This is a genomic window from Curtanaerobium respiraculi, from assembly GCF_024609215.1.
GTDB lineage: Bacteria > Actinomycetota > Coriobacteriia > Coriobacteriales > Eggerthellaceae > Curtanaerobium > Curtanaerobium respiraculi.
Map to the genome: position 1 here is coordinate 216,273 of NZ_JANIPD030000012.1, position 19,103 is coordinate 235,375.

The following is a 19,103-nucleotide window of genomic DNA, read 5'->3' on the forward strand; positions in this document are numbered from 1 at the left end:
TCCTGCCGCGAATCCGCATCCGGCCTGTTCGGCGGAAGGGAATCTCATGCCAAGAAAACTGCTGATGGGAAATCAGGCATTCGCTTGGGCTGCTTTGCAGGCGGGCGTCAACGTTGTCGCGGGGTATCCGGGGACGCCATCGAGCGAAGTCGTGGAAACCGTTGCCCAGCTGCATGCGGCGGGAATCGCCCAAGGCGTGCATGTGGAATGGTCGACGAACGAGAAGGCGGCACTCGAGCTGTTGCACGGCGCGAGCGCGAGCGGGGCGCGCTGCCTGTTCACCTGCAAGCAGATGGGCATGAACGTTGCCAGCGATGCGCTGATGAGCTTGAACTACGTAGGCGTGCGCGGCGGCTTGGTCCTGTTCGTGTGCGACGACCCCGGTCCCATCTCCAGCCAAACGGAGCAGGACACGCGCCGGTTCGCCTCGTTCGCGAAAGTGCCTGTCCTGGATCCCGCGACCCCTGAGCAGGGCTTCGCGATGATGCGGCACGCATTTGACCTGTCGGAGGAATACGGCACGCCGGTGATCGTGCGGCCCACCACCCGCATCGACCATGCGAGCACATATTTCGATGTTCCGGATACCACAGTCGCGCGGAAGCTCCCCGAGCGGGGGTTCGTCCGCGATGATAGATGGATCATCTTCCCGCGGCGTGCGTACCAGGCGCATGGCGAGATTTGGGAACGCCTCTCCCGGATCGCCGCGGAGGGCGCGAAAGGGCCCTTCAACCCCTGCGAGCAGGTGGGGGAGGCGCCGGTCCATGGGGTTGTCTGCGGCGGTGTGAGCACTCAGTATGTCCGCGAGGCGCTGGCGATGCTGCCGGAGAAGGCGTGCGTTCCGTATCGTCTGCTCCAGATAGGCACGCCGTATCCCTTTCCCGAAGATGCCGCCGCGCGATTTGCGGAGGGCCTCGACGACATCATCGTGTTCGAGGAACTCGACCACGTGCTCGAGGATGAGTTCGCGAAGTTGGCGGGCAGGCGCCATCTCCCCTATGCTGTCCATGGCAAGCTCGACGGCGCGACGCTGCTCCGGGGCGAGAACAGCGTCGAAGATGCGTACGAGCGCCTCGCCGCCTTCCTTGCCCTTTCCGCAGAGTTCCCGGCTGCCGGGCAAGCGGCAGAGCCGAGTCCACGGGAAAGCACGGTCGAGTGCCGTGCGGCGGATCCGGCTGCCGAGCCGCCTGCGCGTCCGCCCATGCTGTGCCCCGGCTGCCCCCATCGCGGGGCGTTCTACGCGGTCAAGCGCGCGGTCGGCCATCGGCGGCACATCTTCTGCGGCGATATCGGCTGCTACACGTTGGGCAACGCCAAACCGCTGGAGGCTATCGACACGTGCCTGTGCATGGGCGCCGGGATCACGATGGCGCAAGGGGCCGCGGTCGCGGACCCCGACCGAGCATGCATCGCGTTCGTGGGCGATAGCACCTTCTTCGCAAGCGGAATGACCGGTGTCGCAAACGCCACGTACAATCAGCACAACATCACGATCTGCGTGCTGGACAACGCGACCACCGCGATGACGGGGAAGCAGCCCCATCCGGGGACCGGCGTAACCCTCATGGGGCCTCTGAGCATACCCCTCTCCATCGAAGAGGTGCTGACCTCGCTGGGCGTTCGGTGCATCGAGCATGCCAACCCCCTGTACCTTGCGGAGAGCCAAGCGGCAGCGCGGCGCGTCATCGATTTCGACGGACCGTCTGCCATCATCTTCCGCAGCCCGTGCACGCAGCTTGTGAAGCCGGAACCTTCCGCGACCGTCGACCTCGATGCCTGCACCGCCTGCCATGCGTGCATCAACCGCTTGGGGTGCCCGGCGATGGCGATCGGCCGTGATGGGAAGATGTCCATCGATCCGTCATCCTGCTACGGATGCGGCCTCTGCGTGGATGCGTGCCCCTTCGACGCCATCAGCGCCCCCGTGCGCTTGGAAAACAGGATCCCCTATTCCGATCAGGAGGCGAACTGATGTTGAACGTGGTGATCGCCGGTGTCGGCGGGCAGGGGAGCGTGCTGGCAGCGAAGATTCTGGCTCAGGCGGCGCAATGCAAGGGATGGCATGTCCGTACGGCGGAAACGATCGGCATGGCCCAGCGAGGCGGGAGCGTCACCAGCCATGTGCGCATCGGCTCTGCGGGAGAGCAGGTGGAGGCGCCGTTGGTCCCCCGTGGAAAAGCGGATTTGATCATCGCGCTGGAGCCGGGCGAGGGGGTGCGCGCGCTTTCCTTCCTCTCTTCCGACGGGCTGCTGGTAAGCGCGAGTGCCGTGGTGCCTTCGGTGACGGCGAACTTGGCGGGCAGCGTGTACGAGGCGAGGCCGATGCTGGACCGTCTTGCCGATGACGCGCCGCATTTCCACGGCGTCGACGAAGGGGCCGTATGCGATCGGGTTGGAAGCCGCAAAGTCGCCAACGTGGCAATGCTTGCGGCTGCCGTGTTGATAGGACAGCGGACGGGCTTCGGCCTGGGGGACGCAATCACGATGGACGAGATGGCGGAGGCGCTCAAGGCATGCGTGAAACCCCGCTTCGTCGATTTGAACCTTGCGGCAGTGTCTGCCGTGCAAGAGCAGCTTTCCTAAATTGAGAGCGAGGGACATCGAAACGCTTCGCAAGTAATCGACCCGTTCTTCTGCATGGAATTGTAACTTTCAGGTATAGATCGACCCCGCAACATCCGGTGAAAAAGCCGGAAGAGCGGTTTTGCATGAAATCGAAAATTCGCGGCATGCTTGTCGCAGATCATGAATTTCCTCTTGCGGTATCTCGTCCTGCTTGCATACCTAAGTCGCAATCCCTTGCAAATTCTGAATGTTTTCTCTGCAAAGGACGATCGTTTCATCTTCGATTGTGCTTCAGATGCAAAACCGTTCCAGACCGTTTATTCAACCGATGCTGTAAACCTGCTCGTAGGTTGAATTTCTAAACGCCCCCTGTGGGCGCAGTTACATTTGCAACCAACCCTGTAAACCAGGAGGGACCGTCTCCGTCGCGATTGTTTTGTGTTGCAGTTACATTTGCAACCGACCCTGTAAACCCGCTTCGCTCCTTTTGCCAGGTGGTCGTTGCGTTTGCCGAGGGGTTGTCCTAAAATGCGACGCATGATATCGATTGCCTACATTTCCAGCCGGTACGCTGCCGTTTCGGCAGGTCGATGGCTCTAGCTTCAAGACTCTACGAGCTTGAGGCCGCTTTTCGCGCAGTCGCATTTCGGAATCCCCCCGCTTGATAGAGGCTTGAAGCACCCTTAGCAGGGGCGCAAACGCCCTCGTATTCACACCAGAACACGAAAGGTGTCTCTCATGGAAATGAAGCCGCAGCAATTCGAGGCAATCAAAAAGCAACTCTCCGGTCTGAAAGCCCGTTCCCCCTTCTATGCGAAGAAGTTCGAGGGAATCGATCTCGATGATGTCCGGACCCAGGCGGATTTCGAAAAACTTCCCTTCTCCGACAAGGCGGACTTGCGCCATGCGTACCCGCTTGGACTTGCCGCCGTGCCCGAGGAGAAGATCGTGCGCATCCATAGCTCGTCGGGCACGACGGGCACGCCGGTCATCATCCCCTACACGAAGAAGGACGTCGACGACTGGGCGGTGCAGTTTGCCCGTTGCTACGAATTCGCAGGCGTCACCGACCGCGATCGCGTGCACATCACGCCTGGTTACGGCCTCTGGACTGCGGGAATCGGTTTCCAGACCGGATGCGAGCTCCTCGGCGCCATGGCGGTTCCGCTGGGGCCGGGCAACACCGAAAAGCAGCTGCAGATGATGCAGGATATGCAGAGCACGGTCCTATGCGCCACCAGCTCGTATGCGCTGCTGCTTGCGGAGGAAATCGAGCGACGCGGCATTCAGGATAAGATCAAGCTGCGCAAGCTTATCTTCGGCAGCGAGCGTTCCGGCGAGAAGACGCGCAAACGCATCCGCGATATACTCGGCGTCGAGATGTACGACATCTTCGGCCTCACCGAGGTGTATGGCCCCGGAATCGGGATCAGCTGCAAATACAACACCGGCATGCACATCTGGAGCGACTACATCTATGTCGAGGTCATCGACCCGGAAACGGGCGAAACGGTTCCGGATGGCACTTCCGGCGAAATCGTGTTGACCACGCTGCGAAAGGAGGGGGCACCGCTCATCCGCTTCCGCACCCACGATCTTTCGCGTCTTATCCCTGGCGAATGCGCCTGCGGGCACAACGAGCATCCGCGTATCGACACGGTGACCGGCCGTTCCGATGACATGATGAAGATTCACGGGGTCAACGTGTTCCCCAGCCAGATCGAGGAGATTCTGGCGGCGTTCGATGGCGCCTCGAGCGAATATCAGATCCGGCTTTCCCATTTCGACGGGCGCGACACCATGCGCCTGTACGTGGAGGCCGTGGACGGCTCGGTCGATTTCCATAACCTCGGGCTCGATATCGCGCGCGAGGTGAAGGGGCGCATCGGATTCACGCCGCTGGTCAAGGTGGTCGAATACGGTTTGCTGCCGCGCAGCGAGAAGAAGAGCAAGCGCGTGTTCGACGAGCGCTGCGAATAGCTCGCGCGGAGAGGGGCTCCGTCGCAGAAGTTAAGGGTTATCCGCGTTGGGTGGGCTCCCTTCCCCTCTGCCGGTTTCGAAGAAAAATCGTCGGGATGTTCTGATTGGGATGGAACCGTCCGGGACATCGCGTCCGTTGAAGCGAATGCCTGCGAAGAAAAGTGATTCTCATCACGGGATTGCGGTCGAGCGTCGCCCTGAGCGGGGCTATTTCGGAGCATCGAATCGAGTTCAATGATCGGGTCGGGGAAGGGCCCCGGCCCGACGAATAGCACCCGCGGTCCCAATTTATCTGATTGTTGGTACCGCGGGTGCTTATCAGCCCGATGTGAATTAGCTGCACGATTCGACGGGTAGCGTCAATCCGGTGCCATATTTCGAGTCAAATCGCATTTTGGAATAGCGATTTCGAGCTTCGGGGCCGATAAAGCGGAAGAATCGTATTTCCCCATGGCGTTCTCTTCGTGCCGACCGCTTCAGAAGCTCTTGATCTGGGATTATCGCAGGATCGTTTTCGAGTGCCCGCATACGAAAGGGCAAGAACTGCGATTATCCGATTAATTTGGCCCTTGAAGCAATGCCAACGCGAGGAAAACGCGATTATTCAGTATATATGGCACTGCGCTTCTTACATGGAAAGGGGCGCTCGCCTTCGTCTTTCGGGCGTGGCGAGCACGTGCATATGCAGTGGGCGCACGTGCATATGCAGTGGGCACATGCATCCTCCAGCGCTATCCTTTCCATCAACGTGCTCATCAACGTGCGATCCTCCCGTATTCCGCCATTGAAGCACGGATTAATATCATGCCTGCTCAAATGCGTGCAATATATCAGAGGGTAAGCTCGATGCATATTTTCCCGAGAGAGCGGCATGCCTTCTATGCTGTATCCTCCATCTATGATCGTCGTGCTGAACCACATATCCGCGTTGGAGTTTTGGCGCTACTTTGGCATTGAGACATCAACATACTTCGCAGGCCGTGTTGCCGTCCCATGCAATTTGACTTCGCTTGACCGAGCCGCATGGCGCGTACGGGATATCACGTCATCGCCTAGCCTCGAGAAACTTGTGCGCACGATGCCTATCCATGTGCTCGTCAAGGGCACTGCGCCGACGCATGCATGCCCCCGTCTCGTTTCCCATCGATTTACAGGCAGGCTTCCCGATGGGGCAGTTCGGAGCCTCGGTGACGGAATATACGTTTCGTCACCGGAATTCTGCATCGTCCAGCTTGCCCGGGATCTCGATTCCATTGCGCTCGTGCGCCTTATGCACGAGCTGTGCGGCACCTATGCGCGGCAGCGCGGGGCGAAACGCGGCTTCATTCCTCGACCTAAATTGGCAACGGTGGAGGGCATCAGGGAGTTTGCGGAAAGCTGTCCTCGGGGCACGGCTCGACGTAAAGTGCTAATGTGCCTCAAGTGGGTAGTCGAGGATTCCGCCTCGCCCCTGGAAACAGCCGTGGGAATGCTGCTCTCTTTCCCCATGCACGTTGGCGGGTTCGGGTTGCCGAGGCATCGATTTAACCATGAAGTGAAATTGTCGAGCCCTGCAGCGGGGATCGCAAGGCGAGGGCTGTGCCGTCTTGATATCAGCTGGTCGGATGTTTTGCTTGATGTGGAAGTCCACGGCAGCGATCATGAGAGCGAGGGCGCCGTGGATCGTGACGCCCTGCGTTCGGAAGGCCTTGCCTATGATGGATACTCGCAGTTGGTCATCACGAAATCGATTGCCACGGATCCATTTGCCATCCAGCAGATCGCGAGAGAATGCGCGCGCAGAATCGGCGTGAAACGGCATTGGGAGCGTCTAGGCAGATATTCGGCGAAACAGGCGAATCTGTTCAACAGCCTATTTCCTTGGAATGCCCCCTATGATGCGCTATTCGAGAGTACGCTAGGGCAGTACGGCAGAGATGCGGGGTGAGGAGAGCTTCCGGAGCAGCTTCCGGAGCAAGTGCCGATCAATCATGCGAGGGCGTTGCTTCGGTGGGCATTGCGTTTCACCGGAAAATATCGATTCCGTCCGAAGTTCGCGTCCAGTCTTGCCATGTTGCTTCAGCGTGCCGAGATGATTCGGCCCCGTCTATCCTCTGGTTTCAACATACAAAGGGTACGGTGAAGACCCCGGATGGAGGGGCGTCCTCAGTTGTAAGACGTCTCCGTCGCCCTTCTCGAAGTGAAGACCCCAGACGGAGGGCGCGCCCCTCTAGCCTCATCTTGAAGTGAACGTATGCCTGCGGGCGCGATGCAAGCGATCGTTCCGATTCCCGTCTGCAAAGAGCAACTTCTCGAAAAATCGAGCCTCTGCGAACCCATTACAGTTCAAATGGGCCTTGATTGGGTGTTGTTTGATGCGTCTCCAAGAAGGGGCTAGCATCAGCTTCAGCCCTGAAGGGCCGCCGACCGGCCGCCCCGCACGGCCTTTTTCCCCTGCCCGCACGAGGGCCGGGGGGTGTTGCCAGCGGGAGCGGTCGCCACCCCCCAGGCTCCTTTCTCCGATAGAGAGCCGATGTTCTCATCCGGTCGGTTCCTTGTTGCCGCCATTCCCCTATCTGAATCCAATGAGAAGGGCCAACAGACGAATCAAATCGCATTTTCTAAGTCGATGAGGGTTGCGGGGCGCCAATTATGCGGCATGATAGCAGTTGAAGATGGATCGCATCGAAGGGCCTGGAGTCTTGCTCTGTGTTGACCTGGTATTTCATCACCGAGAAGAAGATTCTAGACGGTATGCGATCGACTTCGCTGCGATTTTCCTCAAAATTTGGCACTTGCGGCCAACGGGGTAAGCTGATAATGCGATTTGCTCGCATAATTGGCGCCCCGCTTGAAGAGGGCGGGTTCGAGGCAGAGCATACGGCACGGAGGAGCGCGGATGGAGAGCGCTCCAGCGCAAGCAGGGCAAACCGAGGGCAAACCGAGGGCAAACCATCCTTTACCGAGCGGCAGGCTGAAAGAAGTTTACTGAGGAGTTCTTGCGATCTTCCACGAACCGTCGCAAGCAAATGAAACCATCCTGCAGCTCTCCTTCGTGCAGGTGCAAAAGACGACATGAGCAGAACATCGAAGTCCCTTCTGCATGTCGTCTCGTGAGTCATGGCCGATAATGGTCGTTGTCTTCGCGAACCGTGGCGACCGGGTTGCCACACATATAGAAGGGCCTTCACTGTTCTGTTCATTGTAAAGGACCGGTCCGAAACCCCGAATCAGGCAAAGGCGGGGAGGACCAGCGAAATCGCAGGGGCAGTGCGCAGGATGGATGCTAGAGATGCTCTAGCGGCTCGGCGCTGTCGAATGCTGGCCGTCCCTCCTCTTCCAGTTCATGCGCATACTCGCGATCGATGGCGGCGCTTGCGCGGGGAGGCTCGACCTCGAATGGCACGGCCGGCGTGAAGAGGCTGACAAGGGGGATGATCGCAATCGAGATCAGCATCGCCACTGCACCCGATACAATAGATGAGCCCAGAAACGGCACGATCATATTACCGACCGTAAGCCCCACGCCTGACGCGAAGCTCGTCCATACGGCCGCTTTGCTGACGCGCTTGCTGAAAAGACCCCACAGCAACGGCCCCAAGAACGCTCCGGCGAGCGCGCCCCATGAGATGCCCATGAGCTGGGCGATCCACGTGATCGTGCTGTGATACTGGATCAGCGCGATGGCAGCGGAGGCTGCGACGAACGCCACGATAAGCACACGCATGCAGGTAAGCGTGCGTTTTTCGGGCATGTCCTTCGCAAAGTTGCCCTTGATCAGATCGAGCGTGAGCACCGAGGAGCTGGTGAGCACGAGCGAGCTCAGCGTCGACATGCTTGCGGAAAGAACCAGCACGATGATAAGGCCGATCAGCACATCGGGCAGGCTAGACAACATGGTGGGCATGATGGAATCGTAGATGGGCGTGCCGTTTGCCGCGTATGCGATGCGATCGGAGTACAGCCGTCCGAAGCCGCCGACAAAGTAGCTCCCGCCGGCTACGACCACGGCGAATAGCGTGCTGATGATGGCTCCCTGCTTCACCGCGGGCCCGCTTTTGATGGCGTAGAACTTTTGCACCATCTGCGGCAGCCCCCACGTTCCCAAGCTCGTCAGGATGATCACGCACATAAGATTGAACAGGTCGGGTCCGAACATGCTGATGAACGCGCCCTGCAGGCCGCTGCCTTCCGCAGGCACCTGTGATAGGCTTGCAATCGCCTCCGAGAAGCCGCCGTTCGCACCGAGGACGGCGCCTACAACCGCGAGGATCCCGACGAGCATGATGATCCCCTGCACGAAGTCGTTCACCACGGTTGCCATGTACCCGCCAAGGACTACGTAGATGCAGGTCGCCGCCGCCATGCCGATCACACACCATTCGTAGGGGATGCCGAAGGCCATGGTGAACAGACGCGAGAGCCCGTTGAACACAGAGGCGGAGTAAGGGATGAGGAAAAGGAAGATTATCAGCGCGCTGGCAACGCGCAGGCCGCGGCTCCGGTAGCGTTTCCCGAAAAATTCGGGCATGGTCGCGGCACGCAACCGTTGCGTCATCTCGCGTGTGCGGGGACCGAGCACCCACCATGCGAGCAGGCTGCCCAGCACGGCGTTCCCCAACCCGATCCAGAATGCGGAGATGCCGAACTTCCAGCCGAACTGCCCCGCGTAGCCGACGAAGATGACAGCGCTGAAATAGCTGGTCCCGTAGGCGAACGCAGAGAGCCAAGGGCCGACGTTGCGGCCTCCGAGCACGAATCCATCAACGCTGCGTGCCTGCTTACGCGTGTATATGCCGATTCCGATCACCGTCGCGGCAAAAGCGATGATCATGGCCGATTTGGCGAACATGGAGTTCCTTTCGAAAGACGAGTGCGGGGCGAGAGCTTCCGACGGGCGCAGGATCTCTTGCGCTGCCGGCGGAATGCTGAACGGGGCGGCGCTTGAGAAATCGGAAACGCACCGCCGTATGGGGGCGCGTACGACTCTCCGACCTAGCTATGGAAGCAAAAGACGCGAGACCCGCACGCTACAGATATCGAAAGGAATAAGCATAATAGTACGCGCCGGCGAAAGCGTGATCGTAAGAAGCGATATGTCCGTGCGCGTTATGCATGAAGGGTACTTTACCACAATGGAGCGCTTTGCGCTGCGAAATCTGCCGAAGGAGGCCAACTCGGAGAAAAGAAGCGATTTTGTGAGCGGATTTTGGACTTAGGAGTCAAAAAACGGATACAGTCTTGTGAGTTCATTTTTCCGACCTGGAAAAACGGAACCGCAGCATGTTTTGGTCCCCGATATGCCCGTCATTCCGGTCGCTTGCAAGCCGCTATTGACTCCTAAGTTCGAAAAGCGCGCATAAATTCGGGAAATATGTACGAGTTATCGTGCCCCGTCGCCGTTATCGAGGTCTCGCAGCTGGTCGAACATGCGCGTGCGGGCGATGCGCTCATATGCGCTGCCGGGTTGCGCATAGTTGGCGAACGGGTAGATGCTGATGCCGCCGCGCGGGTAGAACATGCCGCGCACCTCCAGATATTTGGGTTCCATCAGTTTCACCAGGTCATCGCGGATGACATTCACCACGTCCTCATGGAAGTCCCCGTGGTTGCGGAACCTGAACAGATACAGCTTCAGGCTTTTGCTCTCCACCATGGTTTGGCCGGGAACGTAGTTGATATAGAGTGTGGCGAAATCGGGCTGCCCGGTGATGGGGCACAGCGTAGTGAATTCCGGGCAGCGGAACGTGACCATATAGTCGGCGTCCGGGTGCTTGTTCTCGAATGTTTCCAGCAGGCTGGGATCGTAGTCAACTGCGTAGGCGGTTTCCTGGTTTCCCAGCAAGGTCAATTTTTCGTTTTCACGCGACATATTTTCCTCCGTCCGGAAGACTGCGGAACATAGGCACTGTGCCACACCTCGTCGCGGAAGGCAAGCGGGCGGCGGATCCCGACTCCGAGGTCGCAACCTGCTTCAAGGTTCCGGACGATAGCGGGGACCACCTGCTCTTCCTGAAAGCCGAGACATCGGCCGCGGAGCCGTACCCCGGCGACGCGTCGAGGTTCCTCCTGCACTCGACGGCAGAGCTCAGCGAGATAGCGTCGCAGGCTTGCCACCCGGCGGTGATCCGCGAGCTCGCGAGGGCCTTCGAACGCGAGGCAGACGCCATGGAAAAGAAGCTCGGGGACCCGGACTGATACGGGGAGCGAGAGGGAAAACGGTCCACGAAAACCGCCGCAGTCCCAAGAGCGAGAGGTGAAAGCAGAGAGACGGTCCAAGAAAACCGCCGCAGTCCCGGGCTGCGGCGGAAAGTCCTTACCGGTAAAACACCCTACCGTCCCCAACGGTCGATCCGGTAGCGCTGAGGCCGCGTTGGGGGGCAACGTGCGCATTATCCACCAGCGTATTTATATGCGAGTGGAGTGCACGAAGAGGAACAATTGCCCGCTGCCCCTCTGGGCAGCGGAGCGCTCGCTCCAAAGGGGATGCTGCCTGCAGCTTGTCATCGGGGATGCAGAAGCGAGATGCTGGATCTTCTTTTGCGCTGGCCCGAGAGAAGACGATGCAGGTCGCTTGGTTGTCAGGCGAGTCCGAGGGCCTGCATCGCCAGCAAGGCAACGGTGAGCAATGCGACGATGCCGACGGTCAGCCAGAGCAATATGCGAGTGAAGCGTCCGGCGGTGTATTTCTTCATGATGTGCTTGTCGCAGGCGATGATCGCCATGAATGCCAGCAGGATGGGCAGGATCACGCCGTTGATGAACTGTGCCAGTATCATCACGAACATGAGGTCGAGGTCGGGGATGAGCACGATAAGTGCGGAAAACGCGATGATCCCCGTGATGAGTCCCTTGAAGATGGGCGCTTCCTTGAAGCTGAACTCCACGCCCGCTTCCCAACCGAACGCCTCGCAGATGACGAACGAGCTGGTCAGCGGCAGCACGCAGGCGGCCAAAAAGCTGGCTCCCACCAGGCCGACCGCGAACAGCGCCTGGGCGTATTCGCCCGCGAAGGGGACGAGCGCGCTTGCCGCATCGGCGGCGCTGTCCACATGCACGCCAGCGGGGAAGAGCACGGCGCCCGTGGTGACGATGATGAACCACGCGACGACCAAGGCGGCAACCGACCCGCTGATCGCATCCACCTTGATGGCCAGACGGTCGTCGTCATCGGTGCCGGTGCCCTTTTCCACGATATTGCTCTGCGCGTAGAACATCATCCATGGGGCAATGGTGGTGCCGATGGTGGAGATGGTGAGGCTGACGAAGCTCTGCGACTGCACGAATTGCGGCGTCACCGTGGAAAGTAGGGCGCTGGGCCAGTCGGGGTCGGCCATGAACGCAGCGATGATGTATGTGACGAACACGAGCGAGATGATGAGGAAGATGCGCTCGACGCGGCGATAGTTTCCCCCTGAAACCAAAAGCCACACGGCAACCGCGGATACGAGCACCGAAACCCAGGTGGGGATGCCGAACATACCGCAACCTGCGGCGATGCCGGCAAACTGGGAGAATGTCGTGGCGATGTTGCCCACGAGCAGGGCGAGCATCGCGATGGCGGTCGGACGTATTCCGAAGCGCTCGCGGATGAGGGCGGCGAACCCCTTGCCCGTGACGGCGCCCATGCGGCCCGCGGTGAGCTGCACCACAACCAGCAAAACGCACATGATGGGAAGGATCCACAGCGCTTGGAAGCCGAATTCGGCGCCCACCGTGCTGTACGTTGCGATGCCGCCGGCATCATTGCCCGCCATCGCAGTGATGATGCCCGGGCCCATGGCGGCAAGCACCACGGCGGCCCGGCTCTTCCTCCTGTGCCCCACTGCGGGTGCGGAGGGGTCGCGCAGGATTTGCTCTCCCCGCTCGGCGCGCTTGGTCAGCACTTCCTCGGTCGTTTTCTGCGGTGCCATGGCTACCCCGCATATCCGGCGATTTGCAGCACGATGAACGTGTAGACGATCAATACGATGATTCCGATGACCGACAGCAAGGCTGCCCGTGTGAAATTGTCGCCCTTCGTCTCCTCCGCGTCGTCCTCGATGACGTCGAAGGCGTCATCGAACGTGACGATGCCCAATAGTTGCTCACGCTCATCGACGACGGGTAGCGCCCACAGATTGTATTTGGATATGTTCTCCGCGACCTCTTCCTCAGGATCGTCGGGAAGCGCCTTGATCAGATCCTCGGAGAACATGATGTCGCGCAGGAGCGTTCCAGGTTGCGACAGAACCAGGTTGCGCAGCGAAAGCACGCCGGCAAGCTTGCCGTATTCGTCGTTGACATACAGGTAGTGGATGCTCGGCCAGTCATCGGAAAGATGGCGCAGCGCGTCGATGGCATCGCTGACGGTGTCGTCGTCGTTCATCACCAGCACCTGCGTGGTCATCATCCCGCCAGCGGTTTCGTCGCGGTATCCGAGCAGCTTGCGGATATCCGCCGCGTCCTCCACGCCCATGAGGCGCAGCAGGCGTTCGGCCTTTTCGTATGGGAGGTCGCGTACGATGTCCGCAGCATCGTCGGGTTCCATATCCCCCAGCAGCTTGGAGGCGCGCGCATCGTCGAGGTCATCGATCGTGTCCGCCTGGAACTCGTCCTCCATCTCGGAGATCGCGTCGCTGGCGCGCTCGTCATCCAGATGCTCGAATACCGCTGCGCGTTGGGCCGGGTCGAGCTGCTCCAAGATGTCGGCGACATCGGCGGGGTGCAGTTCGTTCAAGCGCGTGTGCGTGACGGAGAGCTGGACCTTCGAGAGGTCGCGATCGAGCAGATCCATATAGTTCCATGCGATGATCTGCTCGTCGATTTTCTTGCCGAAAACCTTGGCGATGGCGACGGTCGCACGCTCCACCCAGCGGGCCAGGCCGCGCAGTATGCCGCGGACACCGACTTCGGCGCCGAGGAGCCGCAGCTGAGTGCCGCTTTCGGACAGCTTCAAGTCGTTCACGCGGACTACTTTCATGCCCTGCGTATCGACGATTTGCCGATCCATCAAGTCGCGAGCGAGCAGCACTTCCTGCGGTTGCAGGTAGCTGAAGCGGATGCCGGTGGCGGGGACGGCGAGCCGCACCGATTCGCCGTCGTATTCGCCGACGTACTTGCGCCAGCTGATCATAAAGGGCACATTGCCCGGCCCCTTGAAGGCCAAGCTGGTCACACGAGGGAATACCTCGCCGGTTTGAATCGCGAGGTCGGAAATCGAGCCGATTTTCTCGCCCATCTCGTCGAAGACGGGCTGGCCTAGCATTTGAGAAAGATAGAGCAAACTTCCCCCTTGAGCTCTCGAGCAGCCTTATGCCGGTACCCGAGGCGGGGAAGCCGGCAAGGCTACATACTGTGAGGTTTGGGTTTTCGAACCTTCAAGTACGAACCTTTCAGTTGGTGGTATTCCGCGCGCGATGAGGCGTGCCCATGTACTTTACCAGATGAGGATGACTTTTCAAGGGAGATGGGTCGCGGGGCGGCTGCAAGGGGCGTGATCCCATGGCCTTCATCCGCCTTGCGGATGGCTCTGATTGGCCGGCGAATCCCCACGCGGACCAAAATCGCAATCATCGAACGGGCAAGTGCAACGAAATCGACCGCTTCTCGACGGGATTTACAGGGGAGACGGCAATTGTTGCGCTTACACGTGCATTGTTGCGCTTAAGTCCTCAACCAACCAACCACCAACCACCAACCACCAAGTTACGCCGTTATGGAGCGTCGGAGTATTTCGAGAAATCTGTTGACTCGCCAATCTTGGCTGCTAATATTACTTCTGCTGTCCAAGTGCGCCCTTACCTCAGCTGGATAGAGGGACTGACTACGAATCAGTACGTCGGGGGTTCGAATCCCTCAGGGCGCACCACTTCGAACCGATGAGCCTCCCAACCGGGAGGCTCTTTCATGTTCGGGACGGCCTCGGACCTGCACGGTGCGCACTGGGGGATTCGAAGGATCCCTCAGGCCGAACGGCCCGGTGGGCCGTTCGGAACGCGGAGGGCGCGAGCGCAGCGAGCCCGGCGGCGGCGCCGCCGGCAGGAAACCGCACCGCTTCGAACCGATGAGCCTCCCAACCGGGAGGCTCTGGGTTAAAGGACATAAATCTCTCCTGCAGAACAATTTATGTTCATGAAGGAGGCGGCAAGGCTCTTGCGGCAGATGCTCATGAGCGTCGACGCCATTACCGAAGCTCTGGGGTTCAAGAACAGGACCCACTCCAACATACATTCAATAGCTGTTACGGTCATACCCCAAAGCAGTTCGGGGAAAGGTACGATAGCGTGGCAAGAGTCTGGGGCATGGTTATTATATGGAACAGGTTCGCGATGAGTCCGTAGCCATCGCCTGGTCGTTTCCAACCCATCTCGCTTTTGGGGTGATGCGGTATAGTTATCGAAAGTTCGTCGAAGGGAGACCAGCTATGGCAATCATGCCCAAGGAAGTGCAGGAAGCGTTCAAGAACGTGAAGACATTCGTGTTCGCGACGGCGAGCGCGCAGGGTCAGCCGAACGGCAACATCATCGGTATCAAGCGTATCGTCGATGACGAGACGGTGTACGTTTCCGACCAATTCTTCAACAAGTCGCTCGCAAACCTGAAGGAAAACGACAAGGTTGCGATCATCATCACCGACGGGGATGCCGGCTACGAGTTGTATGGTACCGCGCGCTACGTCGACGAAGGTCCCGAATTCGAAGCTGAGAAGAAGTGGGTCGACGAGTATTTCGCCAGCAAAGGCAAGGCGGTCGTGGCCAAGGGAGGGTGCTTCGTCCACGTTGATGCGGTGTACAATCAAACGTCTGGGCCCGATTCCGGCGCCCAGATAGCCTAGTCTCATCTGCCTGTGCTTTCGAAGCGTCTTCCGTATCCCGGGAGGCGCTTCTTCACTTTTTGGGACAAGGGTTGCAGTCCGGTGCCCTATTATCCCGCAACCAATCCGGCTTCTCAGCAAACCTCAATCCGCCCTTTAATGGCGTCCGTGAATGTGGTGTAAGAGCCCGCCTTCGAGGCGAGGGCCGCAGGCCCTCCCGATGAAGGCGGGCCATCAGTGGGCGCAGGGGCTATTTTCTGCAGGCTTGTTCGCTCCTTGCTGTTTGGCTCGCCAATACCCTGGGGGATACTGCTTCCCGTCAGTGTTGCTTTGTGCGTCAGGACCCACTCATGAACTTCGATGCTGTTCGTCTCCCGTTTTTTGCATAATGCGATCATTCCGGAGCCAATTTCAGGGGTTTCCAGCTTTCCCGAAAGCTGAAATACGTTATATCGTCTTCCACGGGCCAACTTTGCCAGTTTCCAGCCTTTTTGAAGTCAGCTTCACCTGGGATGCGAGAAGCAATATCATTATTTTCCCAGTTCATGAACATGTTCTTGAATCGTTGCCGTATTCTGCAACTCTTGAAAAGACTGGAAACCCCCGAAGTTGGCTCCGGAATGCCGTTTTTCGAGCCGTCAGCTTCAATGAAAGCTGGAAACCCCCGAAGTTGGCGCCAAGCTGCTGCAAGTCCCCATTCGTACCGTGCATCGATGCAGACGAATGTGGCAACCGATGGTACACTGATGCGCGATTTTTATTCCCACAGAAAGGACGATGCAATGCCCGTCGAGCGTACCCCGGAGAACTTGGAGCAGGCGCTGAAGGATTTCGAAGCGGAGAATGGAACCCTCGGTCTGGAGGTCGGTGCCCCCATCGATGATGAGATGCGCCAGCGCCGTCGCCGCTATATGCAAGAGGTTCTCGGTTTTCAATTCACCACCGAAGCGGAAGAGGAGAAGCAGGCCAACGCCGAAGGAAGCAACTGGGTCGAGTTCGGCCCAGACGCCGAGGCTGCCGAGTAATTTGGATTCCTCCTACGAAACTGTCTAGAATCTCATCTTAATTTGTCTAACATACAACATATATTGTCTAAATGCTTTTCAAAACACTATATATTGTATGAACAGCCACCTCAGAAGGAGTTTCTAAACAACCTTCCACGTCCGTTGAGACGGATGTTGCGGAATCCGTATTGCCAACCCGCTTACCTGTAGCTCGCAATCAGGGAAGCGGGTTTTTATGGCGGCCCCCTTAAAATAAGATTCGGCGGACATGCAGATGAGGTTGCCGATAGGCAAAGAGGCGTCGGCCTCCTTTTTTCGGGAAGTCGGCACTTCTTCTCTACCCAACCCCGTGTCCGCAGCCGCCTTTTGGCATGTCTGCTTCGATGCACGACCGCTCTCCATATTGGCTAGAATGATCCCGCTCGTTTCCGGCCCCACGTTTCCGGCCCCATGTTTCCGACTCCGCTCGTTTACGGTCCTGCGTTTCGGGGTGCAATCCGAAATTTAACGTGAGGTGCCAATGGGCTGCGGATCGTTTCCGATTCCACGTTCCGGGGTTCAATCCGAACGTCTTTCGGCGATAGATACAGGTTTGCAATCTGTTTTGTCCTCGCGTCTTGGATACGATCGGGGATCGCATCGACCGCATGTCTCAGAGCTTTGCAGTGCGGGAAAGCATAGACATGCCTCGCGGTGCCAGCATGCTGCATCGGTGGAAGCCGGCGTATCATACGGCGTGCGAAAGCCATCTCTCAGGGTGGTTTTTTGCACTCTGCCATTGGAGACCCCTAACTCCCGTTTTGCGGCACGGCTCGCTGTCGCACCCGTTGCCATGGGCAGCGCACCAGCCCGGCCCGCGCTCAAACGGAAAGGGGTCTCCAATAGACCTTGGTCGAATGGGGCGGCAGGATTGGTGTGGGGCATATCGTCTAACGGTAGGTAGCCCTTGCCGTTCGCAGCGCATCTGATATCGAAATCAATAATCCATACATCAAATAAAGCGATTCCCACCCTACCTCCGAACTGGCCAAACAGAATTACACCCACCATGGGCGTTGTACTTCCACCTCGAGGAACACAAATTGACCACATTGCGTTTCCCGAGGAGGAAGGAAATAGGAAATGGCAACAGACTCTGCGCTGAAGCGAGCGACCGCCGAAGCCAAAGCCGCTGCGAAACCGAAAGACAAAGGGGGCTTCAAATGGATCCCCGCATTGATCACGGTGCTCGTCGGCGTTGTTCTTTGGTTCTGCCCGATGCCGGCGAATTTGGTGGATTTCGTTCCCACCGACGGTGCCTACGCCAAAATCGATCCGATGATCACCGCTGTCAACTGCTGGCATCTCTTCGCCATCTTCGTAGCGACGATCGTCGGCCTGATTTTGAAGCCGCTGCCCATGGGGGCGGTTTCGATCATAGGCATCACGGTCATCATGCTGACGAAGATCCTGTCGACCGGGGCGAGCAGCACCGCGTATATCACCAATGCGCTGTCCGGCTTCCATAACACGACGATCTGGCTGATCGTCATCGCGTTCTTCATCAGCCGCGGCTTCATCAAGACGGGCTTGGGCAACCGCGTCGCCTACCTGTTCATGAGCAAATTCGGCAAGAAGACGCTGGGGCTCAGCTACTCCTTGGCGGTTACCGACCTCATCCTCTCGCCCGCGATGCCCTCGAATACCGCGCGTGCCGGTGGCGTCGTGTACCCCATCGTCTCGTCCCTGTCCCGCGTGTTCGGCAGCCGTCCCGATGACGGCACCGAGCGCAAGATCGGCTCGTACCTGCACGTGACGGCTTTCCAGGCCGATATGATCACGTCCGGCATGTTCATGACGTCCATGGCCGCCAACCCCCTGGCGGTCACTCTGGCTGCCAGCACCGCCGGCATCAACATCGACTGGGTCGGTTGGGCCGTTGCCGCGTTCGTCCCCTCGCTGATCTGCCTGATCGTCATCCCCTTTGTCATCTACAAGATATTCCCGCCCGAGGTCAAGCAAACCCCCGAGGCTGCCCAGATGGCGAAGTCCAAGCTGGATGAAATGGGTTCGGTCAAGACGTCCGAGAAGCTCATGATCGGCGTGTTCCTGCTCATCCTGATCCTGTGGATCGCCGGCAGCAGCATCGGTCTGAACGCCACCGTCACCGCCTTCATCGGCCTATCCGTCCTGCTCATCGTGGGTGTGCTCGATTGGAACGACATCAAGAACGAGAAGGGCGCCTGGGATACCTTGGTTTGGTTCGCCGCGCTGGTCATGATGGCCACGTACCTGAACTCCATGGGCCTCATCCCCTGGTTCAGCAACCTGATGACCGGTGTCGTGGCCGGCATGCCGTGGCTCATCGCCATCATCCTGCTTGCCGTCGTGTACTTCCTCAGCCATTACGCGTTCGCGAGCGCAACCGCCCACGTGTCCGCCATGTATGCTGCTTTCCTGAGCGTGGCCGTAGCCGCCGGTGCTCCGGCGATGCTCTCCGCCATGATCCTGGGCATCTTCGGCAACACCATGGGCTGCCTGACCCACTACGGCTCGGGCCCGGCTCCTGTCTTCTTCGGCAGCGGCTATGTGTCCCAAGGCAAATGGTGGACCATCGGCATCGTCTGCGCCGTTGTTTCCATGCTCATCTTCTTCACCATCGGTTTCGGTTGGTGGAAGGTGATCGGCCTCTGGTAGTAGGCCAACCGGCGTGCCCCCTCGAATCCCTCTACAATGGGGGGCACGCCACCCTCGTTCATCTGACGCAAGGCGGAGAAGCACCTTGCCAACAAGGAGGT

Annotated in this window: 13 protein-coding genes and 1 tRNA gene; 9 read left to right on the forward strand and 5 right to left on the reverse strand. The window is 59.0% G+C overall.

Going from position 1 to position 19,103, the window contains the following annotated elements:
- Positions 1–46: 46 nt before the first annotated feature.
- From NOV21_RS05425 to NOV21_RS05440, 4 genes are all read left to right on the forward strand, one after another.
- Complete coding sequence (locus NOV21_RS05425; RefSeq protein WP_283170179.1) at positions 47–1,972, forward strand: thiamine pyrophosphate-dependent enzyme; 1,926 nt, start codon at positions 47–49, stop codon at positions 1,970–1,972.
- The gene (locus NOV21_RS05430) at positions 1,972–2,583 is read left to right on the forward strand and encodes a 2-oxoacid:acceptor oxidoreductase family protein (RefSeq protein ID WP_283170180.1); all 612 of its coding nucleotides are present in this window, start codon (positions 1,972–1,974) and stop codon (positions 2,581–2,583) included. The genes NOV21_RS05425 and NOV21_RS05430 overlap by 1 nt, the downstream gene beginning before the upstream one ends.
- Positions 2,584–3,303: 720 nt before the next feature.
- Complete coding sequence (locus tag NOV21_RS05435) at positions 3,304–4,545, forward strand: phenylacetate--CoA ligase family protein (protein ID WP_283170181.1); 1,242 nt, start codon at positions 3,304–3,306, stop codon at positions 4,543–4,545.
- An 871-nt stretch (positions 4,546–5,416) separates the two neighbouring features.
- The gene (locus tag NOV21_RS05440) at positions 5,417–6,472 is read left to right on the forward strand and encodes a hypothetical protein (RefSeq protein ID WP_283170182.1); all 1,056 of its coding nucleotides are present in this window, start codon (positions 5,417–5,419) and stop codon (positions 6,470–6,472) included.
- 1,338 nt (positions 6,473–7,810) lie between these two features.
- Here NOV21_RS05440 and NOV21_RS05445 read toward each other — a convergent pair.
- The gene (locus NOV21_RS05445; RefSeq protein ID WP_283170183.1) at positions 7,811–9,376 is read right to left on the reverse strand and encodes a sodium:solute symporter family protein; all 1,566 of its coding nucleotides are present in this window, start codon (positions 9,374–9,376) and stop codon (positions 7,811–7,813) included.
- Between the two features lie 531 nt (positions 9,377–9,907).
- Positions 9,908–10,396: a preQ(1) synthase gene (gene queF / locus NOV21_RS05450; RefSeq protein WP_283170184.1), complete on the reverse strand. Its 489-nt coding sequence runs from the start codon at positions 10,394–10,396 to the stop codon at positions 9,908–9,910.
- A gap of 38 nt (positions 10,397–10,434) precedes the next feature.
- Here queF and NOV21_RS05455 point away from each other — a divergent pair, with 38 nt between their 5' ends.
- Entirely contained in the window at positions 10,435–10,722 is a 288-nt protein-coding gene (locus tag NOV21_RS05455) for a hypothetical protein (protein ID WP_283170185.1), read from the forward strand.
- 383 nt (positions 10,723–11,105) lie between these two features.
- Here the strand turns inward: NOV21_RS05455 and NOV21_RS05460 are convergent, their stop codons facing one another.
- Positions 11,106–12,437: an Nramp family divalent metal transporter gene (locus NOV21_RS05460; RefSeq protein WP_283170186.1), complete on the reverse strand. Its 1,332-nt coding sequence runs from the start codon at positions 12,435–12,437 to the stop codon at positions 11,106–11,108.
- A gap of 2 nt (positions 12,438–12,439) precedes the next feature.
- The gene (locus NOV21_RS05465) at positions 12,440–13,789 is read right to left on the reverse strand and encodes a magnesium transporter (protein WP_283170187.1); all 1,350 of its coding nucleotides are present in this window, start codon (positions 13,787–13,789) and stop codon (positions 12,440–12,442) included.
- A gap of 508 nt (positions 13,790–14,297) precedes the next feature.
- Between NOV21_RS05465 and NOV21_RS05470 the strand changes: the two genes are divergently transcribed.
- Together NOV21_RS05470 and NOV21_RS05475 are read left to right on the forward strand one after the other, a co-directional pair.
- A tRNA-Arg gene (locus tag NOV21_RS05470) sits at positions 14,298–14,374 on the forward strand.
- Positions 14,375–14,929: 555 nt separating this feature from the next.
- On the forward strand, positions 14,930–15,340 hold the full coding sequence (locus NOV21_RS05475) for a pyridoxamine 5'-phosphate oxidase family protein (protein WP_283170188.1): 411 nt from the start codon (positions 14,930–14,932) through the stop codon (positions 15,338–15,340).
- A gap of 373 nt (positions 15,341–15,713) precedes the next feature.
- Here NOV21_RS05475 and NOV21_RS05480 read toward each other — a convergent pair whose 3' ends face one another.
- Entirely contained in the window at positions 15,714–15,866 is a 153-nt protein-coding gene (locus NOV21_RS05480; RefSeq protein ID WP_283170189.1) for a hypothetical protein, read from the reverse strand.
- A 235-nt stretch (positions 15,867–16,101) separates the two neighbouring features.
- Here NOV21_RS05480 and NOV21_RS05485 point away from each other — a divergent pair, with 235 nt between their 5' ends.
- A complete protein-coding gene (locus NOV21_RS05485) occupies positions 16,102–16,344 on the forward strand; it encodes a hypothetical protein (RefSeq protein ID WP_283170190.1) in 243 nt (80 codons plus the stop codon).
- Between the two features lie 1,104 nt (positions 16,345–17,448).
- A complete protein-coding gene (locus NOV21_RS05490; protein WP_283170191.1) occupies positions 17,449–19,002 on the forward strand; it encodes an anion permease in 1,554 nt (517 codons plus the stop codon).
- Positions 19,003–19,103 lie beyond the last annotated feature (101 nt).